20 protein-coding genes are annotated in these 25,577 nt (G+C 62.2%); 16 read left to right on the forward strand and 4 right to left on the reverse strand.

Annotated elements, in window-relative coordinates:
- Positions 1–22 precede the first annotated feature (22 nt).
- Genes QAT43_RS01160 through coaBC form a run of 4 tightly spaced genes read left to right on the forward strand, consistent with a single transcriptional unit; the run spans position 23 to position 4,633 of the window.
- Positions 23–1,615 carry an NAD(P)/FAD-dependent oxidoreductase gene (locus QAT43_RS01160; protein WP_305041191.1) on the forward strand — a complete coding sequence of 531 codons (1,593 nt, stop codon included), beginning with the start codon at positions 23–25 and terminating at the stop codon, positions 1,613–1,615.
- Positions 1,612–2,778 (forward strand): 3'-5' exoribonuclease YhaM family protein, encoded by a 1,167-nt coding sequence (locus QAT43_RS01165; protein ID WP_305041192.1) that lies wholly within the window; start codon positions 1,612–1,614, stop codon positions 2,776–2,778. Before QAT43_RS01160 ends, QAT43_RS01165 begins: the two co-directional genes overlap by 4 nt.
- A 3-nt stretch (positions 2,779–2,781) precedes the next feature.
- Entirely contained in the window at positions 2,782–3,399 is a 618-nt protein-coding gene (locus tag QAT43_RS01170) for an MBL fold metallo-hydrolase (RefSeq protein WP_305041193.1), read from the forward strand.
- 19 nt (positions 3,400–3,418) lie between these two features.
- Positions 3,419–4,633 (forward strand): bifunctional phosphopantothenoylcysteine decarboxylase/phosphopantothenate--cysteine ligase CoaBC, encoded by a 1,215-nt coding sequence (gene coaBC, locus QAT43_RS01175; protein ID WP_305041194.1) that lies wholly within the window; start codon positions 3,419–3,421, stop codon positions 4,631–4,633.
- A 3-nt stretch (positions 4,634–4,636) separates the two neighbouring features.
- Here coaBC and QAT43_RS01180 read toward each other — a convergent pair whose 3' ends face one another.
- Complete coding sequence (locus tag QAT43_RS01180) at positions 4,637–5,542, reverse strand: zinc dependent phospholipase C family protein (protein ID WP_305041195.1); 906 nt, start codon at positions 5,540–5,542, stop codon at positions 4,637–4,639.
- Between the two features lie 87 nt (positions 5,543–5,629).
- On the opposite strand from QAT43_RS01180, the gene QAT43_RS01185 reads away from it, so the two are divergent.
- The 3 genes from QAT43_RS01185 to QAT43_RS01195 are packed head-to-tail and all read left to right on the forward strand — an operon-like array spanning position 5,630 to position 7,902.
- Positions 5,630–6,358 (forward strand): uracil-DNA glycosylase, encoded by a 729-nt coding sequence (locus QAT43_RS01185; RefSeq protein WP_305041196.1) that lies wholly within the window; start codon positions 5,630–5,632, stop codon positions 6,356–6,358.
- A gap of 9 nt (positions 6,359–6,367) precedes the next feature.
- Positions 6,368–7,117, forward strand: a complete 750-nt coding sequence (locus QAT43_RS01190) for an ATP-binding cassette domain-containing protein (protein WP_305041197.1) — start codon at positions 6,368–6,370, stop codon at positions 7,115–7,117.
- Positions 7,114–7,902: an ABC transporter permease gene (locus QAT43_RS01195; RefSeq protein WP_305041198.1), complete on the forward strand. Its 789-nt coding sequence runs from the start codon at positions 7,114–7,116 to the stop codon at positions 7,900–7,902. The genes QAT43_RS01190 and QAT43_RS01195 overlap by 4 nt, the downstream gene beginning before the upstream one ends.
- A gap of 70 nt (positions 7,903–7,972) precedes the next feature.
- Here QAT43_RS01195 and QAT43_RS01200 read toward each other — a convergent pair whose 3' ends face one another.
- Together QAT43_RS01200 and QAT43_RS01205 are read right to left on the reverse strand one after the other, a co-directional pair.
- Positions 7,973–8,344, reverse strand: a complete 372-nt coding sequence (locus tag QAT43_RS01200) for a DUF3135 domain-containing protein (protein ID WP_305041199.1) — start codon at positions 8,342–8,344, stop codon at positions 7,973–7,975.
- Positions 8,345–8,521: 177 nt separating this feature from the next.
- On the reverse strand, positions 8,522–9,910 hold the full coding sequence (locus tag QAT43_RS01205) for a sigma-54-dependent transcriptional regulator (protein ID WP_305041200.1): 1,389 nt from the start codon (positions 9,908–9,910) through the stop codon (positions 8,522–8,524).
- Between the two features lie 165 nt (positions 9,911–10,075).
- Here QAT43_RS01205 and QAT43_RS01210 point away from each other — a divergent pair, with 165 nt between their 5' ends.
- From QAT43_RS01210 to QAT43_RS01250, 9 genes are all read left to right on the forward strand, one after another.
- Complete coding sequence (locus QAT43_RS01210; protein WP_305041201.1) at positions 10,076–11,428, forward strand: NfeD family protein; 1,353 nt, start codon at positions 10,076–10,078, stop codon at positions 11,426–11,428.
- A 37-nt stretch (positions 11,429–11,465) separates the two neighbouring features.
- Positions 11,466–12,236, forward strand: coding sequence for a slipin family protein (locus QAT43_RS01215; RefSeq protein ID WP_305041202.1), 771 nt, complete (start codon positions 11,466–11,468; stop codon positions 12,234–12,236).
- Positions 12,237–12,552: 316 nt separating this feature from the next.
- Positions 12,553–16,005, forward strand: a complete 3,453-nt coding sequence (locus QAT43_RS01220; protein ID WP_305041203.1) for a pyruvate carboxylase — start codon at positions 12,553–12,555, stop codon at positions 16,003–16,005.
- A gap of 230 nt (positions 16,006–16,235) precedes the next feature.
- Positions 16,236–17,276 (forward strand): hypothetical protein, encoded by a 1,041-nt coding sequence (locus QAT43_RS01225; protein WP_305041204.1) that lies wholly within the window; start codon positions 16,236–16,238, stop codon positions 17,274–17,276.
- 6 nt (positions 17,277–17,282) lie between these two features.
- Entirely contained in the window at positions 17,283–19,697 is a 2,415-nt protein-coding gene (locus QAT43_RS01230) for a DNA internalization-related competence protein ComEC/Rec2 (RefSeq protein ID WP_305041205.1), read from the forward strand.
- Positions 19,694–21,031, forward strand: a complete 1,338-nt coding sequence (locus tag QAT43_RS01235; protein WP_305041206.1) for a GGDEF domain-containing protein — start codon at positions 19,694–19,696, stop codon at positions 21,029–21,031. Before QAT43_RS01230 ends, QAT43_RS01235 begins: the two co-directional genes overlap by 4 nt.
- Before the next feature lie 137 nt (positions 21,032–21,168).
- Complete coding sequence (hisS, locus tag QAT43_RS01240; protein ID WP_305041207.1) at positions 21,169–22,449, forward strand: histidine--tRNA ligase; 1,281 nt, start codon at positions 21,169–21,171, stop codon at positions 22,447–22,449.
- A gap of 94 nt (positions 22,450–22,543) precedes the next feature.
- On the forward strand, positions 22,544–24,331 hold the full coding sequence (gene aspS, locus QAT43_RS01245) for an aspartate--tRNA ligase (protein ID WP_305041208.1): 1,788 nt from the start codon (positions 22,544–22,546) through the stop codon (positions 24,329–24,331).
- A 109-nt stretch (positions 24,332–24,440) separates the two neighbouring features.
- Positions 24,441–25,175 (forward strand): DUF4398 domain-containing protein, encoded by a 735-nt coding sequence (locus tag QAT43_RS01250; RefSeq protein WP_305041209.1) that lies wholly within the window; start codon positions 24,441–24,443, stop codon positions 25,173–25,175.
- Between the two features lie 202 nt (positions 25,176–25,377).
- Here QAT43_RS01250 and QAT43_RS01255 read toward each other — a convergent pair.
- On the reverse strand, positions 25,378–25,577 hold a 200-nt coding region (locus tag QAT43_RS01255; RefSeq protein ID WP_305041210.1), incomplete at its 5' end, for a hypothetical protein.

A 25,577-nucleotide genomic window follows, 5' to 3' on the forward strand; every position in this document is an offset into this window, starting at 1 on the left:
CCGGGCGGCGGGAGTTGAGCCGATGGCCTGGCGCCTCAACGAACTCAGGCTCGATCTCGAGCAGCAGGAGTCCGAGCTGCGCGCGGTCGCGGCTCGACTGCTCGGCGTCACGGAGGAGCAGATCCTTAATCCGCGCGTGGTGCGCCGCGCCGTCGATGCAAGGCAAAAGCCGCGTGTCCGGCGGGTCTTCAGCCTCGAGTTCGACCTCGCCGCGGGCGTCGTCGAAAGCCTGTCCGGCGATGCCTCGCGCAGGCTGGAAAAGGTTGCTCCGGTGGAGGTTCCGCCGTTGCGCAGGCTAGATCAGGCCCCGCCGGTCGTGGTGGTGGGCATGGGGCCGGCCGGGCTGTTCGCCGCCTGGAACCTGGCGCGCAGCGGGGTCGCCGTGACCCTCATCGAACGAGGCAAGCCCGTGGAGGAGCGGGTGCGCGACGTGCGGCGCTTCTGGCAGGACGGGGTGCTCGACGCTGAAAGCAACGTGCAGTTCGGCGAGGGCGGCGCCGGGACTTTTTCCGACGGCAAACTCACCACCCGCCTCAACCATCCCTGGATTCGCCTGGTGCTGCAAGCCCTCGTGGAATGCGGGGCGCCCGAGGATATCCTGGTTCAGGCCAAGCCCCATGTCGGCACCGACCGCCTGCGGCTGGTGCTGATCAACCTGCGCCGACAGCTTGAGAATCTGGGTGTCAGACTTCGTTTCCAGACGCGCCTGGTCGGCCTGGTCCGGCAGGGGCAAAAGGTGGCCGGGGCGCTGCTCGCCGACGGCAGCCGGCTCGACTGCGAGGCCTTGGTGCTCGCTCCGGGGCACAGTGCCCGCGACACTTACCGCATGCTGGCCGCCGCCGATGTGGCCCTGGAGGCCAAGGACTTCGCCCTGGGAGTGCGGGTCGAGCACCCGGCGGAACTGATCAACAGCATTCAATATGGTCTGCCACGTCACCCGCAGCTGCCGGCCGCCGAATACAGTTTGGCCTGGAACGACCCGCAAAGCGGCCGCGGAGTGTATTCCTTCTGCATGTGCCCCGGCGGCGAGGTCATCAATTCGGCCAGCGAAGCGCGGCGCCTGGTGGTCAACGGCATGAGCTCCCTGCGCCGGTCCGGGTCCTTGTCCAATTCGGCCCTGGTGGTCAGCGTGCGGCGCCAGGATTTCCCCGCCGACCATGTCCTGGGGGGCCTGGTCTTGCAGGAACAGCTGGAAAGCGCCGCCTTTGTCGCGGGAGGCGGCGACTATTGTGCTCCCGCCCAGAATCTTCTGAGCTTTCTCGGCCACGGCCGCGGGTCCCTGCGCTCAAGCTGTCGTCCCGGCGTGCGCGAGGCCGATCTTGCCGCCTTGCTGCCCGAGTTCGTCACCAGCGGACTGCGTCGAGCCTTGCCTCATTTTGAACGGCGCATGCGCGGTTTCATCACCGCCGAGGCGACGCTGGTAGGTGTTGAGACACGCACCTCGGCGCCGTTGCGCATCCTGCGCGGCGAGGACGGCCAATCGCTTTCCCATCCCGGGCTCTTCCCCTGCGGCGAGGGGGCCGGCTATGCCGGCGGCATCATGAGCGCGGCACTCGACGGCTTGCGCGTCGCGGAAGCCATTATGACGAAAATGATCAACAGGAGTGCTCAGTGAAGCAGGTTTTCGTGGAAAACATCCAGGAACGCGATTGGGTTGAAAGCCCGTTTCTGGTGCGTGACAAGATTATGGCCATGGCGAAGAACGGCAAGCCGTACATGACCCTCAAGCTCATGGATCGCACCGGCGAGATCGAGGGCCGCGTGTGGGACCGGGTCGACGAATTCGCCGAGCGTTTCGACAAGGACGATTTTGTTCTGGCGCGCGGCAAGGCGAGCGTGTATCTGGGCAAAATGCAGCTGGTCGTGCAGGATCTGGAAAAACTCCCCGAAGCGCAGGTTGATCTCAGTGATTTCCTGCCGGTCAGCAGCCGCGATCGCGCGGCGATGGAAAGCGAACTGCAGGCCAAGGTAGCCTCCCTCGACGATCCCTATCTGCGCGGCTTGCTGGAGGCGTTTTTCGCCGACGCGCAATTTCGCGGCCGTTATTGCACGGCACCCGCCGCCAAGGCCATGCATCACGTGTATCTGGGCGGCCTGCTTGAGCACAGCCTGGCCGTGGCCGAACTGGTGGATGACATTTGCCGACGCTATCCCGGGCTCAACCGCGATTTGCTGGTGGTCGGCGCGCTGCTGCACGATGTCGGCAAGGTTGATGAGTTGTGTTACGAGCGCTCCTTCGACTACACCGACGAGGGCAAGCTCATTGGACATATCGTCATGGGCGTGGAGATGGTGGATGAGAAGATCCGCGCCATCCCCGGTTTTCCCTCCCGCACCGCGGTGCTGCTCAAGCACCTGCTGCTGTCCCATCACGGGCAGTACGAATTCGGCTCGCCCAAGCGCCCCAAGACCCTCGAAGCGGTGATTCTCAATTTTCTCGACGATCTGGATTCCAAAATCAACGGGGTCCGCACCCACATGGAGCGCGAGCCCGACAACACCAGCGGCTGGACGGCCTATCACCGCCTGTACGACCGCTACTTCTTCAAGGATTCCTTTCCCGGTGCGCCGGAGCCCGGCACTGCCCCGGCGCCGGTCGCGCCGGCACCGGCCGCCGCGCCGCCCTCCGCCGCTCCGCCCAAGGACGCTCAGTCCAGGGACGCTCGGCCCAAGGCCGAGGGGCCTGGTGGGCAGCGTCAACGTACCCTCAGTTTCACCCTTGGCGACCAGTTGCGCGGCAAGAGCCTGGATCTGTTCGCCGACGATTCCAAGGAGTGATCCGTGATTTTGCAGCGCATTCCCGTCGGCCCCTTGCAGGTCAACTGCTTTCTGATCGGCTGTCCCCAAACGCGCGAAGCGGCGATCATTGATCCCGGCGACGAGGGCGAGCGAATTCTGGACGTCCTGCGGCGCCTGGAACTGACCGCGAAACTGGTCATCAACACCCACGGCCATTTCGATCATATCGGCGCCAATCGCCTGGTGGTGGAGCGCACGGGGGCCGAGCTGCTCATCCACCGCGCCGATTTGCCGCTGCTGGAGAACGCCGCGCGGCATGCCGCCATGTATGGGCTGCAGGTGACGGCATCCGTTCCGCCGACACAACTGCTCGATGGGGGTGAAGCCCTGGAACTGGGAACCCTGAACCTCAGGGTTCTGCCCACGCCTGGGCATTCTCCGGGTGGTATCTCGCTTTGCGTGGATGGACATGTGTTCACCGGCGATGCCCTGTTCGCCGGCTCCATCGGCCGCACCGATCTGCCCGGCAGCGACACCGAGCAGCTTTTGGCGGCCATTCGCGAGCAACTGCTGAGCCTTCCGGATGAGACCATCGTTCACCCCGGCCATGGCCCCGACACCAGCATCGGCCGCGAAAAACTCTCCAATCCTTTTTTCTAGGGCCGCCGGCGCGGCCTTCATGGGAATTGCCATGCATCTGCGCGATAAAACCATCGTTATCGGAGTTTGCGGCGGCATTGCCGCCTACAAGGCGGCGGAGCTGGTGCGTCTCTACGTCAAGGCCGGCGCCGAGGTGCATGTGATCCTGACCCGCAGCGCCCAGGAATTCATCACGCCCCTGACGTTTCAAACCCTGACCGGCAACCCGGTGCACACCGAGATGTTCAATCTGGTGCAGGAACGCGAGATCGGCCACATTTCCCTGGCCGACCGGGCCGATGTGTTCGTCGTCGCGCCGGCCACGGCCAATCTGATCGGCAAGGTGGCGGCGGGGCTGGCCGACGATCTGCTCAGCACCTCCCTCATGGCGACCAAGGCGCCGGTGCTGTTCGCCCCGGCGATGAACGTCAACATGTGGGACAACCCCATCTATCAGCAGAACCAGGCGCGGCTCAGGATGCTGGGTTATCGCTTTGTCGATCCGGTGACGGGTTTTCTCGCCTGTGGTTGGGAAGGTAAGGGCAAGTTGGCTGACCCGGCGGAGATTTTCGAGGAAACCCTGGCGCTGCTGACGCCTCAGGACTTTGCCGACGAGACGGTGCTGGTGACCGCCGGGCCGACGCGCGAGGAGATCGATCCGGTGCGCTTCATCAGCAATTATTCCTCGGGAAAAATGGGCTACGCCCTGGCCCGGGCCGCGCGCCTGCGCGGTGCCCGCGTGATTTTGGTGAGCGGCCCCAGCGCCTTGGCGGTCCCGTGGGGCGTGGAGCGTCTGGCGGTGGTGAGTGCCGAGGAGATGCGCGAGGCGGTGCTGTCGCGCTGGGAGGAAGCGACGGTGGTGATCAAGGCCGCGGCCGTGGCCGATTATCGGCCGGCCGTGCGCGCCGCCGGCAAGGTCAAGAAGGAAGGGCGGGAGAGCCTCAGTCTTGCCCTGGAGAAAAATCCCGACATCCTCGCGGAACTCGGCCGGCGCAAGGGCCATCGTTTTCTGGTGGGCTTTGCCGCGGAAACCAGCGACCTGCTGGAGAATGCCCGCAAGAAGCTTCGCGCCAAGAATCTCGACCTGATGGTGGCCAACGACGTGACCCAGGAACGCGCGGGGTTTGACGTGGACACCAACATCGTGCGGCTGCTCGGGCCGGACGAAGCCGAGGAAGCCCTGCCCGAGATGAGCAAGGACGAGGTGGCCGGCCATATTCTTGATCGCATCCGCGCCCTGCGCCGCAAGGCCTGATTTTCAGGCGTTGGATAGTAGGTCGAGGACTTCCCTCGGCCGAGTGATGCCTTCGCGAAAGCGCAGCCTAAGACCGTTGACGATGGCCTCGGCCTCGGCGTCGCTGATCTTGCCTTCCAGCCAGAGCAGGTGCAGGTTCTTGCGGATCATGCGGGCGGCGGAAATGGCCCGCTCCCCGGTGGGATCGGCTTTCCAGTAGGGGCTTTCATCCATATGCATGAGCACGCTTTCCGCCGCGTCGCAGGCCAGGTCGAAATATTCCCGGCGGCTGGTTTCGGGAAGCTCGAAGCGCGAGGTGGAGGACAGGGAGCGCAGCACCTTCTGCCACTGCTGCAGGCGATTGAGCAGCAGCAGCGAGTTGAAGATGCGCTTGTTGGTGTTGAAGGAAAAAATGGTGTCGGCCAGCACGCCGCGCATCATGGTGTCGTTTTCCCGGAAATCCAGGCGTGCGAGGCCGCGGGCGATACCCCAGACCTCGCGCGGCACGTCCGCTTCGAAGCGCAGCTCCCAGTAGGCATGGTTGAGCATCACGGTGTTGAAGCTGCGCACCATCTTGAAGGGCACGAAATAGGAATGGGCGATGGTGTCCGCCGCCAGGTGGGTGATGTAGCCGTAGGCGCAGGCCTTTTGCCGGTCGGTCACCGAGGCCGCAAGAATCTTGCGCCCCAACCGCCAGGAATGGCAGTGGTTGAGGTAGTGGGTGAACTTCTTGCCGATGGTGATGTCGGCACTGATGCATCCGTAGAGAAAATCCTGCGGATGCGCAACCAGCAAGGTCTGCAGTGCCGCCGGCAGAAGATGAAGTTTGTCGAGGATATGGCTGCCGAGTTGCAGGTGGATGCCGATGCCCCAGGCGAAGGCCTCGGCCGGCCACAGCAGGAGGCTCAGGGTGGCAGCCAGAACTATCATGAAAGCCATCAGGCACCTTATCTTTTTCTTTACCAGAAAGGATAGAATACCCCTGGTGTCCTGTAAAGCGAGCAATCGTCGAAGCCGATGAAAAAGGATCTCCTGGAAATTAGCCGTCAGGCACGTGCTTTGCTGCAAGATTTGCGCCTGCTCGGCGTTGGGGACCTGGTCATGTCCTCGCCCCGCGCGGTTCCGCCGGACCTGCCGGTGTGCCCCTTGCATGTCACCGGTGTCGAGCGCGGCGGTCGGGTCCTGTGTCGTCAGGAAACCCTCGAGGAAATCCGTGCCGAACTCGAAGACTGTCGCCGCTGTCCCCTCTGCGAGGGGCGCCGGAACATCGTTTTCGGGGTCGGCAACCCCCAGGCGCGCCTCGTGTTCGTCGGCGAGGCCCCAGGTCGCGAGGAGGACGAACGGGGAGAGCCCTTCGTCGGCGAGGCCGGACGGCTTCTCGATCGCATCCTCTTCGCCATGGGGTTGCGCCGCGACCAGGTTTATATCTGCAATGTGGAAAAATGCCGTCCGCCGCAGAACCGCGATCCGCGTCCCGAGGAAATCGCCGCCTGCGAGCCCTATCTCCAGCGCCAGCTTGCCGCCATCAATCCGCGCATCATTGTTGCCCTGGGACGCATCGCCGTACAGAGTCTGCTGCGCGAGCAGAGCCCCATCAGTCGCCTGCGCGGCCGCTGGCATACCTATCAAGGCATCCCCCTCATGCCGACCTACCATCCGGCCTACCTGCTGCGCAACCCGGCGGGCAAGCGCGAGGTCTGGGAGGACATGAAGCAGGTTCTCAAGCGCCTGCGGGAAGAAAGCTAGGGCGCTGACATGCTTGAATTTCAAGACATCCGCAAAACGCGCCGCCGCGATGGCAAGTCCTTGGGCATTCTGGATGGTCTGACCCTCAGGCCGGCGCCCAACCGGATTACCGCCGTGGTCGGTCCCTCGGGGTGCGGCAAGACCACCCTCATCCGCCTGGCCAACCGTCTGGAGGAGCCCGATGCAGGCCGCATCCTACTCGGCGGCCGGGATGTTCGCGCCTTCGAGCCTCAGGAACTGCGCCGGCGCGTCGGGTTGGTCGGACAGCTGCCCTTCATGTTCCCCGGCACGGTGCTCGACAATCTGGGCAAATCCTTCGTGCTGCGCCGCGTGTCGCCGCCGTCCGCCGAATCGGAGCTGATCCGCGAACTTCTCGACATCTGCCAGCTACCCAACGATCTGTTGACCCAGGACGCACGGCGGCTCTCGCCCGGCCAGCAGCAGCGCGTCAGTCTGGCTCGTACTTTGGCCGCCGCGCCGGAGGTGCTGCTGCTCGACGAACCGACCAGCGCCCTGGATCGGCCCACCGCCGACCGCCTGACGGCCACCCTGCGCGAGGTTGCCCGGCAGCGGGGCCTGACGGTGCTCATGGTGACCCACGATTTGCGTTTGGCCGAACGCTGCGCCGAACGCCTCGCCTATCTCAACGAGGGGCGGGTGCTTGAGGAAGGGGAGACCAGCGACGTGCTGCGCAATCCACGCCACGAGAGTCTGCGTCATTTTCTGCGGGAACCCGCGGATGGAGAAAACCATCCATGAGCGATGCCGCGATTCTTGACCTCGGCCTGTTTGATCTGTTGCTTGCCTACGGGCTCTTTTTGCTGGTGGTGGGGTTGGCGCGTCTGCGCGACGTGGGCCAGGAGCGCGATCTGATCTGGGCTTCGCTGCGCATGGTCGGGCAGCTTCTCCTGGTGGGCTATCTCCTGCACTGGATTTTTGCCTGGAACCGCCCCCTGCCGGTGCTGGTGCTGCTGGCCCTGATGTTTGGCTTTGCCGTGCAGGTCATCGGCCAGCGGGTCAGTCGCAAGATGCCTGGCTTCTATCGGGTGCTGACCCTGGCGCTGATGTTGGGCTGCGGGCTGGTGACCTTTTTGTTCTGCGTGGTCATCGTCGGCCCCACGCCCTGGTACGACCCGCGCTATCTCATTCCCTTGACGGGGATGATCATCGGCAATTCCATGAACGGGGCCACACTTGCCGCCGAACGCCTCAGCGCGGAGATGAGCGAGCGCCGCCAGGAAATCGAAACCGCCCTGTGTCTGGGGGCCAGCGCCACCCAGGCCAGCCGCGAAGCCTTGCGCGGCGCCTTTCGCGCGGCGCTGATCCCGGCGACCAACTCCATGGCGGCGATGGGCATCGTATTTCTCCCCGGCATGATGACCGGCCAGATTCTTTCCGGTACCGAACCGATGATCGCGGTGCGCTACCAGATCGGCATCATGTTCGCCATCACCGGGGCGGTGGGCATCACCAGTTTTCTCATCGTCGCCCAAGGAGTGCGCCGTTATTTCACGCCGGCCCATCAATTGCGCGATATCGATTGAAATTGTTCGTTGACCAGACGACAAAAGCCGCCCCGAAAGGAGCGGCTTTTGTCGTTCTATCCTCTATCGTTCAATGCGGCAGATTCGGAGTATGATCGTCGTCCCGGCGCCGCAGGGGAATAATTTTCGCGCTTTGCCGAGCCTCGCGCCGCTCTTGCATGATTTTTTCCGGATCGTTGATGGTCTCCTGAAATTGCGCGAATTGCTGCCAGAAAATTTCAACCATCTTGTTCATGCGCATGATCGGATCCGTGTATTTGCGCAATTGGCAGTCGATGGTGAACTGCAAGCCGTAAGCCCGCTGTCGACATTCCTCGGGGAAGCTTTCAATAGTTTGGTCAATTAAACGTTTCCGCTGTTCTTCGAATTTCTCCGGATCTTGTTGATAAAGGGAACTCAGTCCTTCAAAAAATTGATCCGACGCGCGTTTGTCAGAAGTCATAAGCGCCCCCTCATTATTTATGGATCACATTTTTTCTTTTTATCTTTTCTTATACTATTACTTCATAAGTGGTTGTATTGCAAATGGAAATTTTATTGATAGGGAGGCGGGGGTTGAGTCAGGGCGGGAATTATATTTTTCTGTAATGAAAGAAAATACAATGTCGAATTGCGAACTTCAGCTGTCCATGCCCAGGCGCTTGATCTTTTCAACCAGGGTCGTGCGGTTGATGCCGAGCAATGCCGCGGCGCGGGCTTTCACGCCCTGGCCGAGTTCGAGGGCCTCGCGGATCATGATGCGCTCGATGTCGCCGATGATCTGGTTGAGGTCCACGCCCGCCTCGGTCACCTTGGGGGCCGGAGTCGCGTGGTTGGCTTCAGTGAATTCCTGTCCGGAAATGGAGGCGGGCAGGTCGCGCAACCCGATGACTTCGCCGTCGGTCAAGGCCACGGTGCGTTCCATGAGGTTTTCCAGTTCGCGGACGTTGCCCGGCCAGGAATAGGCTTCAAGGGCGGCCATGGCTTCCGGGGAGATGGACATGAGCGGCCGGTTCATTTCGCGGCAAAATTTCTGCAGGAAGCTGCGGGCGAGCAGGGCGATGTCCTCGCGACGCTCACGCAGCGGCGGCAGGACGATGGGGATGACGTTGAGGCGATAGTAGAGATCCTCGCGAAACTGGCCCTGTTTGACCTCCTGCTCGAGATTGGCGTTGGTCGCGGAAATGACGCGCACATCAAGCTTGATGCCGCGCGTCGAGCCGACCCGCTCTACTTCCTGCTCCTGAAGCACGCGCAGCAGTTTCATCTGCAGATGCATGGGCATGGTGCCGATTTCATCGAGAAAGATGGTGCCGCCGTTGGCCGCCTCGAAGCGTCCGGCCTTGTCGGCCACCGCCCCGGTGAAGGAACCGCGCACGTGGCCGAACAGTTCGCTCTCGAGCAATTCGGCGGGGATCGCGCCGCAGTTGATGGCGATGAAGGGTTTTTCCTTGCGTGGGCTGTTATAGTGAATGGCCTTGGCGACCAATTCCTTGCCAGTGCCCGATTCGCCGAGAATCAGGATGGTGGAGTCGGTGTTGACGATGCGTTCCATGCGCGAAAACACCTGCTGCATGGCCAGGCTGTTGCCGATGATGTTGTCGAACTTGTATTTGCCGCGCAACTGCTGGCGTAGGTAGAGATTCTCGGCGACCAGACGGCTTTTCTCCACCGCCTTGGCGACGATGACCTTGAGCTTTTCAAAGTTGAAGGGCTTGGTGATGTAGTCGAAGGCCCCTTCCTTCATGGCTTCCACGGCGGTTTCCGCCGAGGCGTTGCCGGTGATGAGAATGACGCTGGTGTACGGCGATTCCTCCTTGACCCGCTTGAGGATGTCGATGCCGCTTACGCCGGGCAGAAAGAGATCGGAAATAATGATCTCGAAAGGTGTTTTCTGCATGATCTCCAGGGCTTCCTCGCCGCTGGCGGCGGACTGCACCTGATAGCCCGAATGGGACAGCAGCAGGCTCAGGGCCTGACGGTTGTGCCCTTCATCATCGATGACGAGGATCTGGGTGGTCAGTTTCATGCGGCGGGGCTCCAGGTGTAACCGAGCGTCATTTGTTTGACGGGTCAAGGTAGCATGGGGACCGCGCTTAACGCAAGAGCGTTGCCGGGCGCCCGCGGGAGAATTATTCGTCGCGCCGCGGGCAAGGGCAATTGACAAGGCGGGGGCTTCGGCTACTCTTTCCTTATGAAACGATTTCAGCGGGTTATCTCATTTCTTCTGGTGGCTATGCTCCTGGCGGGGCTGGGTGTGACATTCACCCCGGTCAGTGAGGCGTCGCAATCGGCGGCGGCACGGATCAACATCGTGCGCATCGCCGATGTCATCAATCCCGTGGTCGCGCGTTTCATCATCGACGAGATCGATCGCACCAATCGCGAGGGCATGCGTGCTTTTCTCCTTGAAATCGACACGCCGGGCGGGCTTGACACCTCCATGCGTGAAATCATCCAGGGGATTCTCAACTCGCCGGCACCGGTCATCGTCTATGTCTCGCCCAAGGGCGCGCGGGCGGCTTCCGCCGGCGCCCTGATCACCCTGGCCGCTGATTTTGCCGCCATGGCGCCGGGTACCAATATCGGCGCATCGACCCCGGTTGCCCTGGGAGGCGGGGGCGGCGAGCAGGATCAGGCGATGATGGAAAAGGTGTTGCAGGATGCCGTGGCCTATGCGCGCAGTCTCGCCGAGCAGCGTGGACGCAACCAGGAATGGGCCGAACGCATCGTGCGCGAGGGACTTTCCTCTCAGGCCAGCGAAGCGCTGGAATTGCAGGTGATCGACCTGATCGCCGAGGATGAGGCGGATCTTCTGGTTCAGCTTGACGGGCGTCGTTACCTGCGGGCCGGTCAGGCCCTGGTTCTGGAAACTCGGGGTGCCGAGTTGGTGCGGGCCGAGATGAACTGGCGCCAGCGCATCCTGACTGCCATCAGCAATCCCAACGTCGCCTATCTGCTGCTGATGCTGGGTTTTCTCGGCATCTTTTTCGAGCTGTCCAATCCCGGCGCCATCGTGCCCGGCGCCATCGGCGCCATCGCCTTGCTGCTTGCCTTTTTCGGGTTGCAGACCCTGCCGGTGAATTACGTCGGGGTACTGCTGTTGCTGCTCGCCATCGTCTTGTTCATGCTGGAAATCTATGTGTCGTCCTACGGCATGCTGACCGTCGGCGGCATTTTGTCCCTGGCCCTCGGGTCGCTCATGCTCATCGACACGGCCGACCCCACGCTGCAGATTTCGCGCGCGGTGATTTTTGCCACGGTTTTGGTTTGTGCCGGATTTTTCATCATAGTCATCTATTTCGTGACCCGCACGCAGCGCCGTCCCGCCTACTCCGGGGCCGAAGGCCTGGTGGGCGAGCGCGGCACGGCGCAGTCGGCCATCGCGCCCGAAGGGCGGGTATTCGTTCACGGCGAACTTTGGACGGCCCGCTCCGCAGAGCCCATTGATGCGGGCGAGGTGGTGGAGGTGATCGCCATGATCCCGGGCATGAAACTCGAGGTGCGTCGGGTTGATAGATCCCAGGACGCGCAGGCAAGGTCCTGATATTTGCCGATACACTCGGAATCAAAGGAGGTTTTTCATGGAACTGCCCATCAATATTTTCTGGCTGGTGCTTCTTGCCCTGCTGGTGGCCATCGTGGCCAGCGCCGTGCGCATGCTCTACGAATACGAGCGCGGCGTGGTGTTTCGTCTGGGCCGCTTTTCCAGCGTCAAGGGACCGGGGCTGAGGTTCATCATTCCGGGCGTGGATCGCCTGGTGAAGGTCAGCTTGCGAACCGTGGCCATGGACGTGCCGCCCCAGGACGTGATTACCAAGGACAACGTGTCAGTCAAGGTCAATGCCGTCATTTACTTTCGCGTCGTAGGCCCGGAAAAGGCCTTGATCGAAGTGGAAAACTACCTCTACGCCACCAGTCAGCTGGCCCAGACCTCCCTGCGGAGCGTGCTCGGCCAATCCGAACTAGACGATCTGCTGGCGCATCGTGATCAGATCAATCAGCATTTGCAGGAACTTCTCGACCGTCAGACCGATCCCTGGGGGGTGAAGATTTCCAACGTGGAAATCAAGCATGTCGACCTGCCCTCCGAGATGCAGCGCGCCATGGCCCGCCAAGCCGAAGCCGAGCGCGAGCGGCGCTCCAAGGTCATTCATGCCGAGGGCGAATTCCAGGCCTCGCAGCGATTGGCCGACGCAGCAAAAATCATTACGGGTGAGCAAGGCGCATTGCAGCTGCGTTTTCTCCAAACCCTGACCGAGGTGGCCACCGAGAAAAACTCGACCATCATTTTTCCGGTCCCGATTGACCTGCTTCGCCCGTTTCTTGAGCGGGAAGACCAAAAAGGCAAGTGATTCAACCCTTGCTTCACAGGAGGCGGACCCTGAAGGGGCCGCCTTTTTTGGATTTTGACTTTCACCTATGTGGGAATTGCTGCGATGACAAGGATTTTTTTTGTCGTGTAATTTCCAGAAGTTGCGCGTTAGAACAATATTCTACCTTGACAGCCCATGGGCGCTTTGCTTATATGGGCCTCGCCTTTGAGGTCGGCTAAGCTTTTAAATTTACTAAAAAATTTCAGTAAAGCTAAAGCGGGAACCTGTTTTTTTTATCGGGATTGTCGTTCACGTTGCGCCGGCGCACCTGGGGATGCCGGCCGGAGGAGGTTTCATGGCAGTGAAGAAATTCAAGAAGGTGATGGCGGCCAACCGGGGCGAGATCGCCATCCGCATTTTCCGGGCCTGCACCGAGTTGGGCATCAAAACCGTGGCGATCTACTCGGAGGAGGACAAGATCTCCCTGCATCGCTACAAGGCCGACGAGGCCTATCAGATCGGCAAGGGCAAGGGGCCCATCGAGGCTTACCTGTCCATTGACGAAATCATCGACCTGGCGCGCAAGAAAGAGGTCGACGCCATTCATCCCGGGTATGGTTTTCTTTCGGAGAATCCTGATTTCGCCGAAGCCTGCGCCCGAGCCGGCATCACGTTTATCGGCCCCACGCCGGAGATTCAGCGGGGCCTCGGCGACAAGGTCAGTGCGCGCCTGGTGGCCATGGAGGCCGGAGTGCCGGTGGTGCCCGGGACGGAAAAACCCATCACCACCGAGGAACAGGCCCTGATCTTCGCCAAGGAAGCGGGGTATCCCATCATCATCAAGGCCGCCGCCGGGGGCGGGGGGCGCGGCATGCGCGTGGCGCGCACCCAGCGCGAGTTGCTTGAAGGGCTCAAGAGCGCGGCGTCCGAGGCCCAGGCGGCCTTCGGCAATCCCTCGGTTTTTCTTGAAAAATACATCGAGCGGCCCAAGCACATCGAAGTGCAGATCATGGGGGACAGTCACGGCAACGTGGTGCATTTCTTCGAGCGGGACTGCTCGATCCAGCGTCGCCACCAGAAGGTGATCGAAATCGCGCCCTCCATCAGCCTGTCTGCCGAAAAACGTCAGGAAGTCTGCGACATGGCGATGAAAATCGCCCGTGCGGTCGGCTATGTCAACGCCGGCACCGTGGAATTTCTGCTGGATCAGGACGGCAACTTCTATTTCATCGAAACCAATCCGCGCATCCAGGTCGAGCACACCGTGACCGAGATGGTCACCCAGCGCAATCTGGTGCAGATCCAGATTCGGGTCGCCGAGGGGCACGCCCTTTCGGATCCCGAAATCGGCATCGCCGGTCAGGAGGACATCGAACTGCGTGGTTTCGCCATCCAGAGCCGCGTCACGACCGAGGATCCGCGCAACAACTTCGCTCCCGATTTCGGCACCATCAAGGTGTATCGCACCGCGGCGGGCTACGGCGTGCGCCTCGACGCCGGCCAGGGCTACGCCGGTGCGCAGGTCACGCCCCATTACGATTCGCTGCTGACCAAGATCACCACCTTCGGGCGCAGCTTCGCCGATGCGGCGCGCACCATGCATCGCGCCTTGCAGGAATTTCGCATCCGCGGAGTGAAAACCAACATCGGCTTTCTCGAAAACGTCATCACCCATCCGATCTTTCTGGCAGGGCAGTGCGACACTTCCTTTCTCGACACGCACCCCGAGCTTTTCCAGATCCCCGTCAAACGCGATCGCGCCAACAAGCTGCTGAGTTTCATCGGCCACACCGTGGTCAACGGCTATCCCGGCATCAGGCCGGAAAAAGCCCTGCGCTACCGCGACCTGCGTATGGCCGAGGTGCCGGAAATTCATTATGACACGCCGCGGCCGCGAGGCACGCGCGATATTCTGCGGGAAAAAGGCCCCGAGGGGCTGGCCCAATGGGCGCTCAAGGAGCGCAAGCTGCTGATTACCGACACCACCATGCGCGATGCCCACCAGTCGCTGATGGCTACGCGTTTCCGCACCGCCGACCTGGAGCGCATCGCCGAGGCGACCAGTGTCCACGGCGGCGGCCTGTTTTCCCTGGAGATGTGGGGCGGGGCGACCTTCGATGTATCCATGCGCTTTTTGCGCGAGGATCCCTGGGAGCGCCTCGACCGCCTGCGGGCGAAGATTCCCAACGTACTCTTCCAGATGCTGCTGCGCGGCTCCAATGCCGTCGGCTACACCAACTACCCCGACAACGTGGTGCAGGAGTTCGTGAAGAAAGCCGCCGAGAGCGGCATCGACGTGTTCCGCGTCTTCGATTCCCTCAACTGGACCAAGGGCATGGCGGTGGCCATGGAGGCGGTGCGCAAAAGCGGCACGGTGTGCGAGGCGGCCATGTGCTACACCGGCGACATCCTCGACCCCAAGCGTGACAAGTACCCGCTGAAATACTACGTCGAGACGGCCAAGGAACTGGAAAAAATGGGCGCGCACATTCTCGGCATCAAGGACATGGCCGGGCTGCTCAAGCCCTTCGCCGCCGAGAAGCTGATCAAGGCCCTCAAGGCCGAAATCGGCATCCCCATTCATCTGCATACCCACGACACCTCGAGCAACGGCGGCGCCATGCTGCTGGTGGCGGCCCAGGCCGGAGTGGACATCGTCGATTTGGCCCTGTCCTCGGTTTCGGGCCTGACCGCCCAGCCCAACCTCAACGCGCTGCTCGCGGCCCTTGAGGGCAGCATCTGGGATCCCAAGCTCGACCAGGAGGGGCTGCAGAAACTCGCCAATTACTGGGAGACGGTGCGCACCTACTACGCGCCCTTCGAATCCGAACTGCGCAGCGGCACGGCTCAGGTTTACTACCATGAGATTCCCGGCGGCCAGTATTCCAACTACAAGCCGCAGGTCGAGGGCCTGGGCCTGGGCCATCGCTGGGAGGAGTGCAAGGAGATGTACCGCAAGGTCAACGACATGTTCGGCGACGTCATCAAGGTGACGCCCTCCTCGAAGATCGTCGGCGACATGGCCATGTTCATGGTGCAGAACAACCTGGAACCCGAGGATGTCTACGAGCGCGGCCATGAACTAACCTTTCCCAAGGGGGTCATCGATTTCTTCAAGGGCATGATCGGCCAGCCCGTGGGCGGTTTCCCCGAGGAGTTGCAAAAGATCATCCTCAAGGACGAAAAACCCCTGACCTGCCGTCCCGGCGAATTGCTCGAACCGGTGGATTTCGCCGCCGCCAAGGCTCAGCTCGAAGAAAAAGTCGGGCACAAGGTGAGTGAGCGCGATGTGCTCTCGGCAGTGCTCTATCCCGGGGTATGGGAAGAATTCGACGGCCATCGCCAGGAGTTCGGTGATACCTCGGTGCTGCCGACCCCGGTGTTTTTCTATGGCTTGGAAACCGGCGACGAGATCAACGTGGAGATCGAGCCGGGGAAAAACCTCATCGCGCGTTTGAACGCCGTGGGCAGCCTGCAAAAAGACGGCACGCGCAACATTTACTTCGAGCTCAATGGCGAACCGCGGCAGGTGACGGTGCAGGATCTCTCCGTGGAGTCGGATCAGGCCAGCCACCAGAAGGCGGAAAAGGGCAACGCCAAGCACGTTGGCGCGCCCATGCCGGGCAAGGTGTTCAAGATTCTGGTCAAGGTCGGCGACGAGGTCAGCGCCGGCGATACCCTGCTGAGCACCGAGGCGATGAAGATGGAGACCAACGTCAAGGCGCGCGTCGCCGGAAAAATCGCGGAAATCCTCTTCAAGGAAGGCGAGTCCGTGCAGCAGGACGACCTGCTCCTGGTGTTCGAGTAGGTTTGACTCAAAACCCATCGCTTAATAAGAAGCCGGGCCTCGCGCCCGGCTTTTTTGCGCCTTCATCGCGCCTTCTCAAAGCCTGGGCGCTGTGTTAGGCTTGCGGGCAGCGCTGTGAGAGATTTGGCTTTTATGCGGGGGGATTTGTGAAACATCTTGCTTTTGTCATGTTATGGCTGCTGCTGGGACCCGGACCGGTTTTGGGGGCCGGGTTGACCCAGGGTGATTGGATGAGGAGCCTGGTGGACGGCCTGGGGCTGTCTTTTGGACTGCCGGATCAGCCGGAGGATGAGGATTACCGGCGAATCCTGTCCGGACGGCGCAATCTACGCATCGAGGCGGAAGAGACGCTTGATCCCGACAGCCTGGTGTCCATCAAGGATTTCACCAATTTCGGAGAGTTCAGCGGTAGCGGCTGGGTGAGCGGCATCGCCTCGCCGACCACCGCGCGCCTGGAGTTTGTCCTGCCCCTGGCGGGAGATTACCGGGTTAAGGCCGTGATACGTCTGCCCGACCATGTCATCCGTTTGGACGGCAAGGAATTTTCCGTCTCCGGTGAAAATCTCTTTACCCCCGTGGACCTTGGCATCCTGCCCCTGGATGCTGGCATGCTGGAGGTTGAACTGCGCCTGCCGCCCAATGGGGCGATTGATTACCTGGAATTCCAGGCGGTCGACCTGCCGGAAATCGCCCCCATCGGCGGCTGGCAGCCGGACCGGCCCCTGGGGCGGGTTGATCTGGCCGTGACGGCGCTGCAAGCCTTGGGTGTGGACCACCTGTTGCCCCGCGCGGCGCCGGATCTGGCCCTGGAGGCGGAAAACGCCGAGGATCCCGGCGGGGCGACAGTGGTGACGACCCGTTATCTCGGCGCCCCGAGCGGCGGCCGTTGGCTGCGCGCCACGACGACGAACGCCGAGGTCTTGCTGTCCTTTTCCATAACTCACCCCGCCTTCTATCGCATCGACCTCATCGGGGCGGGAAGTTTGCCGGCCGGCGTGCGGATCAATGAGGGACGACAGCGTGACATCGCCTGGCCGTCCTATCTGGCGCCGGCATCGGCCGGCGGCGTCTATCTGGAACGGGGACGCCATCAGCTCAAGGTTTTGTTGCCGCCAGGTTCAGGTTTCGACCTGGTTCACCTGCGGGGGTTGCGGTCCCGTCCCGAAGACCTGGCCAGCCTCGCCGGCATGGGTGGTTTCCCCGAAGTGCCCCATGTCGCGGAGCTTGATGCTCTCCTGGCGCTGCTCGCCGCACTCGGCCCCTTGCCCTGATCCATCGTGGGAGTTCTGCCCTGGTTGCTTGCCTTGGGCGGCGGCATCGCTGCCGCGCCCTATGGCCCCGCGAGCGTTTGGCCGGCGGCTCTTGCCTTGGTCTGTGCCCTGGGTGTTGTGCTGTTGCGCCGCCATCCGCGCCGGCAAACGGCGGCCGGCTTGGCCTTTTTTTTCCTTAGCGGCTATCTGCTCTATGGCCTGGCGCTCGCACCCGACGCCGGGAGGAGCGGCTTGCGAGCCTGGTGCGGAGTCGGCGAATTGGGGGTGGACGCCGAGGTGTTGAGCCTGGGGCGTCGCTCCGGGGACAAAAGCTATCTGGATCTACGGGTGCATGTCCTGCGAAAAGACGGCCAGGTCTTGCGGGTCGATGGGCGTCTGCGATTGTTCCTGGACGGTCCGGCAACGGCGGTGCTCCCCGGCGACCATCTGCGCTTTCGGACCTCCCTGCGCACACCGCACAATTTCGGCACTCCCGGTGAATTTGATTATCCCCGCTATCTCGCGGCGCGCGGCATTGAAGCCAGCGCCTATCTGAAAAACCTTGAGGAGGCGGCCGTCTTACCCGGTACGGCGCCTTTGGGTCCGCGCTTGCTGGCCGCCGCCTGGCGGCAGCGGGTCCTGGGCCTGATCGAGGCGTGCGTGCCCGAGGATACCGCCGGCCTGCTGGCTGCTCTGCTGGTCGGCGACAAGGGCGGGTTGAGCGACACGCAGCGCCAGATCTTGGCCCGCGGCGGCATTTCCCACCTGTTTTCCATCTCGGGCTTGCATCTGGGCCTGATCGGCTTCTATGCCTATCAGCTGGTCTTTTTTTTCTGGCGGCGCAGCACCTGGCTGCTGCTGCACTTTCCGCCCAAGCGCTTTCTCCCCGTGTTTCTGCTGCCGTTGTTGTTGGCCTATCTGCTTCTGACCGGCGAGGCGCTGCCAACCCAGCGCGCTTTTCTCATGGCGACAGCAGGGGCCGTGCTCTGGGCCTGTTCCCGGCGCACGGCGCCCCTGAATCTTCTGTGGAGCGCCGGACTGCTGTTTTTGCTGTTCGAGCCGCTGCTGCTCTTCGAGGCGTCTTTCCAGCTGTCCTTTGCGGGGGTGCTGGGCATCATGCTGCTGGTGCCGCGCTGGTCTCCCCATTGTCCGCAGCGGCCCTTTGTCCTGCGCTGGCTATGCCTGTTGGCCCTGACCACTTTGGCCGCCACCCTGGCCACCTTGCCGTTGACCCTGCTGCATTTCCATCTGCTGGCCCCCGCGGCACTGGTGACCAATCTTCTCGCGGTACCGGCCATCGGACTGGTGGCGGTGCCGGTGGGCCTGGCTGCAGTGGTGCTGGCTCTTGTCTGGGAAGCGGGCGCCAGATACCTGCTGATCCTCGATGGGCTGGTGGTACAAGCCACCTTTGACCTGATGGCTTGGCTGACGGAAACGCCCCTGCTGGGGGGAGTGCAGCTTTATCTGACGCCGCGCGTGCTGCTTGGGGTGTTTGCCCTGTGCCTATTGGTTCTGGCCGGGCACCATTGGCGTCGGCGCTGGCGCGGCGCAACGGCAGGCATGGCGAGCCTGCTCCTCCTGATTCCCGTCGCGCCCCCGCCAGGCCTGCAGGTCATCGCCCTGAGCGTCGGACAAGGGGATGCGACGCTGCTCTCCGCGGCGCCGGGGCGCCACATCCTGATCGATGGTGGCGGGGTGCGCAGTGAAACCTTTGATGTGGGTGCGCGACTCATCGCTCCGGCCCTTGGCCATTTGGGCATTGGGCGGCTGGACGCGGTGGTGCTCACCCATGATCATCCCGACCATCGCCTGGGTCTGCATCAGGTGCTCACCCATTTTCCCGTGGATGAATTCTGGTCGCCACTTCCCCTGGAGGAACTCGACACCGAATTGGCCCGGCTTGTTCAGGCGCGCTCCATCAAGGTCCGCCATTTTGCGCCAGGATGGACCGTGATAGAGCGGGAACCTTGCCTGCTCGCGGTTTTTCGCGCGGAAGGAGAGGGGCTGTCCGTCAACGACCAGTCCCTGGTAATCTACGCCGGTCAGGGACAGGATGGCGTGCTGCTGACGGCCGACCTTGAGGAGCGAGGCGTCGGCGCGCTGCTCTTGCATCCCCTGCCCGGACCTGTATCCTTGCTGAAGCTGCCCCATCACGGCAGTGCACGCTCACGGACGGAACAACTTGCGGAGGCCTTAACGCCGGCTGCGGCTTTTGTCTCCGCCGGGCGTCACAATGTCTATCGGCTTCCGGCGCAATCCGTGGTCGAGGGATTGGCGCGACAGAACATTCCTCTGTTTCGCACCGATACCCAGGGCAGCTTGCGCATGCGGTCCCAGGGCGCCGGCTGGGTGATTGAGAATTGGGAAAAGGGTCGCTTCCGGCAATCGGGTGGCGCGGTTTTTGCTAATTATTTCATGGATTCTCATGCGGAGCCCTTATGAAAACCCCCACCCTGCTGGTTGTCGATGGCGAGCAGCTTTTTCGTCAACTCCTGGTTGAACTGCTCGGCCGCGAAGGCTTATCCGTCCAAACCTGCGACGGGGGGGCTGGTGCCCTGCGTCTTCTTGAGGGCGGCGGCATCGATCTGGTCATGAGCGACCTGACTCCGCCGGGCTTGGCCGAGGGCGAAATTGTGCGCTTTTGCCGTCAGCTCGATCCCCCTCCCGAAGTTTTGCTGATGGTCGCCCAAGCTGATCAGGAACAGGCCATCGCGGCTTTGCGCGACGGCGCCGCTGGCTATCTGATCAAGCCGTTTCACCCCGAAGAGTTGCGGCATCGGGTGCTTGGCCTGCTGGAGAAACGTCGCCTGGCGGAGGATAACGCGCGGCTTTGCGGCCAGAACGATCTGCTGCGCGCCGGCCTCGACCTTTTCGCCCAACACGAACTGGATCCCCTGCTGGAGAAAGCTCTGCCCCTGGCCATGGGAGAGCTCGGGGTGACGATGGGTTTCGCCTTTGTTCACCGCGACGGGGATTTCGGGTTGCCCGCCCTGGTGGGGATGGATCGGTCCCAGGCGCAAAGCTGGGCGCCCTTGCTTTTTTCCGGCCTTTCCTGTGGCCAGGGCCCCTGGTGGTTGAGCGGCGAGGAAAGCCAGGCCTTGCATTGCGATAAGCCAATTTTGGTTTATCCCTTGAGTTTTCAGGAACAGATCCAGGGGGGCCTGGTTTTGGTCGGCGCTGCCTTGTCCAACCGGGCGCCCGGCTTGCTCTGCGCCCAGGCGGCGCTAGCCTTCGAGAATGCCTCTCGGTTGCGTGACGCGCGCGAACTCATGTATTGCGATGACCTGACCGGGCTCTTCAATCATCGTTATCTGCACCTCATCCTGGAGCAGGAGCTGCGCCGTTCATGCCGCTATCGTCTCGAATTCGCCCTGATTTTCATCGACTTGGATTATTTCAAAAATATCAACGACCGCCATGGCCATCTGGTCGGCAGTGCCGTGTTGGCCGAAGTGGGGCAGGTGCTGCGTCAGTGTCTGCGGGACACGGATCTGCTCTTTCGTTACGGCGGCGATGAATTCACCGCACTGCTGGTGGAGACCGAGGAACAGGGCGCCCTCGTGGTGGCGGAGCGCATGCGGGCCACCCTGGAAAAACATCGTTTTCTTGCCGAGCAGGGCGTCAATGCCCGCCTGACGGCGACCCTCGGTGTCGCGACCTTTCCCCACGATGCGGAGGATCACGCCGAGTTGCTCATGCTCGCCGACCGCGCCATGTATTGGGGCAAGAAAAAGCGCAATGTGGTGTGTCCGGCCCGCGACCTGAAGGATTTTTGACGGGTTGCGCCCCTGCCTTTTGCGCGTCGCGTGTCTTGGGCGTTGACGGGTCGGGTCGCGCCGGGGTAAATATGGCACGCATTCGGCCGGCGGCTTTGCACGGCCGAAATTTTTGACAGGGAGCGTATCGGATACACATGAGCATTACAGGCATCAAGGGGATGAACGACATTCTCCCCGGCGAGGTGGAAACCTGGCAATTTCTCGAAAGTACGGCGCGCCGGGTGTTCGCCCTGCACGGTTTTTCCGAGATTCGCGTGCCGGTGGTGGAAAAAACCGAACTCTTTCAGCGATCCATCGGCGAGACCACGGATATCGTGGAAAAGGAGATGTACACCTTTGTCGACAAGGGCGGCACCTCCCTGACCTTGCGTCCCGAGGGGACGGCCTCGGTCATGCGCGCGTTTATCGAGCACAAGATGCACGCCGCCGATCCTGTCGCCAAGCTCTACTACCTGGGGCCCATGTTCCGCTACGAGCGGCCGCAGAAAGGACGCTACCGACAGTTTCATCAGATCGGCGTCGAGGCGGTTGGTGTCGACGACCCCCGCATAGATGCACAGATCCTCGCCATGCTCAGCCAGTTCTTCGATGAAATCGACCTCGGTGAGGTCGAATTGCAGATCAACTCCCTGGGCTGCCCCGAGTGCCGCCCGGCCTACCGCCGGCAACTGGTCGCATTTCTCGAAGCGCGACTCGGGGATCTGTGCGACGACTGCCGACGACGTTTCACGAGCAATCCCCTGCGGGTTCTCGATTGCAAGGCGGCCGGCTGCCGCGAGGCGACCTTGGATGCTCCCGCCATGCTCGATCATTTGTGCGGCGGCTGCGAGCAGCATTTTGCCGCGACGCGGGCTTATCTGGACGACCTTGGCACGCCCTACGCGGTGAACCGGCGCATGGTGCGCGGACTCGACTATTACACCCGCACCACTTTTGAAATGCTGACGGCCAACCTCGGCGCCCAGAACGCCGTTGCCGCCGGCGGGCGCTACGATGGCCTGGTGCGCGAGCTGGGCGGACCGGCGCTGCCCGGCATCGGCTTTGCCATGGGCGTGGAACGGTTGGCCTTGCTGATGGGCGACAAGGACCGCATCTCGCCGCCGCCCGCGCTGTTCATCGCGGCCTTGGGCGAGGCCGCGCAACGGCGCGCCTTTGTCCTCATGCACCAGTTGCAGCGGCAGGGCCTGCGGGTCGAGATCGACTATCAGGGGAGAAGCCTCAAGGCGCAGATGCGTCGGGCCGACAAACTGGCCGCCCCCCTGGTGCTGATCATCGGCGAGAACGAACTGGCGCAGGGTGTCGGGCAACTGCGCTTGATGGCCGACAGCAGCCAGCGTGAAATCGCCCTTGAGGGTCTGCATGAGGCCGTGGTCGCCGAGTTGACCAAGTTGTCCGGCGCCGGGCAAGGCGCTTGAGATTTTTCATGGCGGTTTGTATAATCCACCATTCTCCACCATCCCGCCCGGAATGCCGGCGGGACATCCGCAATTGACGAGGGAGGAACCACTCTTGAACGACATCCTTGGCGACTGGAAACGAACCCATTACTGCGGGCAACTCACCGCCGACCAGATCGGTCAACAGGTCTGCCTGATGGGCTGGGTGCAGCGGCGGCGCGACCATGGCGGCCTGATTTTCATCGACCTTCGCGACCGCGAGGGGATCGTGCAGTTGGCCCTTGACCCCGACCGTGATCCCGAGGCCCACCAGAAGGCCGACCGGGTGCGCGGCGAGTACGTGGTCGCCGTGAAGGGGCATGTCTCTCGGCGCCCCGAGGGCACCCTCAATCCGAAGATGAAAACCGGCGAAGTCGAGGTCGAGGTGCATGAGCTGCGCATTCTCAACACCGCCAAGACTCCGCCCTTCATGATCGATGAATTTACCGACGTCGCGGAGAATACCCGCCTCAAATACCGCTATCTCGATCTGCGCCGCCCGGCCTTGCAGCGTACCCTGATGCTGCGGCATCAGGTGACCCGTGTGGTGCGCGATTATTTCGCCGGCGAAGGGTTCCTCGAACTCGAAACACCCTTTCTGACCAAGAGCACTCCGGAAGGCGCGCGTGATTACCTGGTGCCGAGCCGCGTCAACCAGGGCACCTTTTACGCTCTGCCCCAGTCGCCCCAGCTCTTCAAGCAGATCCTCATGGTTTCCGGGTTCGATCGCTACATGCAAATCGTCAAATGCTTCCGCGACGAAGACCTGCGCGCCGATCGGCAGCCCGAATTCACCCAGATCGACTGCGAAATGAGCTTTGTCGATCGCGACGGCGTGATGAAGACCATGGAGGGCATGATCGCCCGGGTGTTTCGCGAAACCATCGGCGTCGAAGTGCCCCTGCCCGTGCCACGCATGAGCTATGCCGAGGCTCTGGCGCGCTTCGGCGTGGACAATCCCGACCTGCGTTTCGGCATGGAGCATGTCGAAATATCCGATATCGTGCGCAGCAGCGGCTTCAAGGTCTTTACCGACGCGGTCCAGGCGGGCGGCATCGTCAAGGCAATGAACGTCAAAGGCGGCGCCGAGCTGTCGCGCAAGGATCTCGACGATCTCGGCGAATTCGTCAAGATCTACGGCGCCAAGGGCCTGGCCTGGATCAAGATCAATGCCGACGGCTGGCAGTCGCCCATCACCAAGTTTTTTTCCGAGGGGGAAATTGCCCAGATCGGGCAGGCCCTGCAAGCGGAGGTAGGCGATCTGCTGGTGTTTGTCGCCGATAGCTTCCGCATTGCCAACGAAGCCTTGGGGCGCCTGCGCGGCCATCTCGGCCACAAACTCGGCCTGGTCGACAAGAATGCCTACAAGTTCGTGTGGGTCACGGATTTCCCCCTTCTGGAATGGGACGGCGAAACCCGCCGCCATGTGGCGGTGCATCATCCCTTCACCGCGCCCATGGACGAGGACGTTCCGCTGCTCGACACCGACCCTGGCAAAGCGCGCGCCAAGGCCTACGACATGGTGCTCAACGGCTCGGAAATCGGCGGCGGCAGTATTCGTATCCATGATCGGGCGGTGCAGAGCAAAATGTTCGAGCTGATGGGCATTGGAGACGAGGAAGCCCGCGTCAAGTTCGGTTTCCTTCTGGAAGCCCTCGAATATGGGGCGCCGCCCCACGGCGGCATCGCCTTCGGCCTGGATCGCCTGACCATGATTCTCGCCGGCACCGATTCCATCCGTGACGTCATTGCCTTTCCTAAAACGCAGAAGGCCACCTGTCTCATGTCCGAAGCACCGGGCGAGGTGGACGAAAAACAACTGCGTGAACTTGGTATCCGGCTTGCCGCTCGCCCGAAATAACCGGAACAGCATCGGTTCGCAAAAAGGGGGGGGCGGCGACCATGACGGGCACCGCTCCCCCTTTCGTGTCGTTCCAAATCGCCTCTGAGGTTTTCATCTGTCGACCCTGATGCCGAAACTATTTCTGGCCCTATTGCTCCTGGCGACCACCCTGGCCGGTTGCTCCGCACCGCCGCCGCGTCAGGAGCTTGAGGGCGCGCGCAGCCTGGTGGCCCGTGCCTATGCCATCGGGGCCGAGCAACTGGCCGGCGCGCCTTATCGTGCGGCCCAAGAGGCCTTGCGCCAGGGGGAGCTCGATATTGCCCAAGGTGAATACCCAAGGGCTCGCTCTTCGTTTGCTCTTGCCGAGCATCATGCGCGCGAGGCGATTCGTCAGACCGAGCAGGAGCGTTTGCGCCGGGAAGAAGAGCGCCTGGCGCGGGAAGCCGCGGAGAGACAAGCCCTGGTGCCGGCTGCGCCGACTCCCGCTCCCGCGCCGTCTCGATCTCGTCCCGCGGCACCCTCCGCCGCCGCGCCCGCTCGTCCCGCCGCGCCCGCCGCGGCGCCCGCCGTTGCGCTTGTTCCGGCACCGCCGCGGGTTTCGACCTACGATGTCCGGCACGGCGATACCCTTTGGCTTATCGCAGCACGGCCCGAAGTCTACGGGGATCCGCTGCTCTGGCCCTTGCTCTACAAGGCCAACCGTGACCAAATCAAGGATCCTCGCCAGGTATTTCTCGGCCAGACCCTCGACATTCCCCGCAACGTCTCCCAGGAAGAAAGGGATGAGGTTCGCGCCCAGGCCCTGCAATCCGAAATCTTCCCCGTGGACCCCGCACTAAGAAAGACTTTGTCTTCTCCCTAGCCCTTTCCTGAAACGCAGCATGCTCTGTGCTTCATGCCCTGGCATCCTTGCTTGGTCATTGGCCGTCAAAGGCTTGAGCTTCCACAGAAAATCGTTTTAATCCCGTGACGGTTTCCCAGGTTTTCGCACCGCCTGCCCTAGGTACATTTTTCTTGACACCCCAAGGGGGTTTGTATACTGTATACACGATTCGGAGGGCCGCTCAGCTGTGCGGCGTCGGCGGATTTCCCGCTCGTCGCGGTTGCGGTATCGAATCTTCGGTTGGGTTTGGCCGGTTTTTTCCGGTTAAAACATTGTTGGTCAATGCAAATGAGGTTGGTTTTTCGTTTGCCTTGAAGGTGCCTGGATTACCACTAAGGAGAAATTCATGACAACGAAACCCGCGAAAATTATTTGGACCGA

It is taken from the genome of Geoalkalibacter sp. (assembly GCF_030604225.1).
GTDB lineage: Bacteria > Desulfobacterota > Desulfuromonadia > Desulfuromonadales > Geoalkalibacteraceae > Geoalkalibacter.

Excerpts from the sequence above, each read along its gene's own strand:
- QAT43_RS01160 (WP_305041191.1), top strand. The coding sequence starts at position 23 with ATGGCCTGGCGCCTCAACGAACTCAGGCTCGATCTCGAGCAGCAGGAG.
- coaBC (WP_305041194.1), top strand. The coding sequence starts at position 3,419 with ATGGGAATTGCCATGCATCTGCGCGATAAAACCATCGTTATCGGAGTT.
- QAT43_RS01180 (WP_305041195.1), bottom strand. The coding sequence starts at position 5,542 with ATGATAGTTCTGGCTGCCACCCTGAGCCTCCTGCTGTGGCCGGCCGAG.
- QAT43_RS01185 (WP_305041196.1), top strand. The coding sequence starts at position 5,630 with ATGAAAAAGGATCTCCTGGAAATTAGCCGTCAGGCACGTGCTTTGCTG.
- QAT43_RS01190 (WP_305041197.1), top strand. The coding sequence starts at position 6,368 with ATGCTTGAATTTCAAGACATCCGCAAAACGCGCCGCCGCGATGGCAAG.
- QAT43_RS01195 (WP_305041198.1), top strand. The coding sequence starts at position 7,114 with ATGAGCGATGCCGCGATTCTTGACCTCGGCCTGTTTGATCTGTTGCTT.
- QAT43_RS01200 (WP_305041199.1), bottom strand. The coding sequence starts at position 8,344 with ATGACTTCTGACAAACGCGCGTCGGATCAATTTTTTGAAGGACTGAGT.
- QAT43_RS01205 (WP_305041200.1), bottom strand. The coding sequence starts at position 9,910 with ATGAAACTGACCACCCAGATCCTCGTCATCGATGATGAAGGGCACAAC.
- QAT43_RS01210 (WP_305041201.1), top strand. The coding sequence starts at position 10,076 with ATGAAACGATTTCAGCGGGTTATCTCATTTCTTCTGGTGGCTATGCTC.
- QAT43_RS01215 (WP_305041202.1), top strand. The coding sequence starts at position 11,466 with ATGGAACTGCCCATCAATATTTTCTGGCTGGTGCTTCTTGCCCTGCTG.
- QAT43_RS01220 (WP_305041203.1), top strand. The coding sequence starts at position 12,553 with ATGGCAGTGAAGAAATTCAAGAAGGTGATGGCGGCCAACCGGGGCGAG.
- QAT43_RS01225 (WP_305041204.1), top strand. The coding sequence starts at position 16,236 with ATGAGGAGCCTGGTGGACGGCCTGGGGCTGTCTTTTGGACTGCCGGAT.
- QAT43_RS01235 (WP_305041206.1), top strand. The coding sequence starts at position 19,694 with ATGAAAACCCCCACCCTGCTGGTTGTCGATGGCGAGCAGCTTTTTCGT.
- hisS (WP_305041207.1), top strand. The coding sequence starts at position 21,169 with ATGAGCATTACAGGCATCAAGGGGATGAACGACATTCTCCCCGGCGAG.
- QAT43_RS01250 (WP_305041209.1), top strand. The coding sequence starts at position 24,441 with ATGCCGAAACTATTTCTGGCCCTATTGCTCCTGGCGACCACCCTGGCC.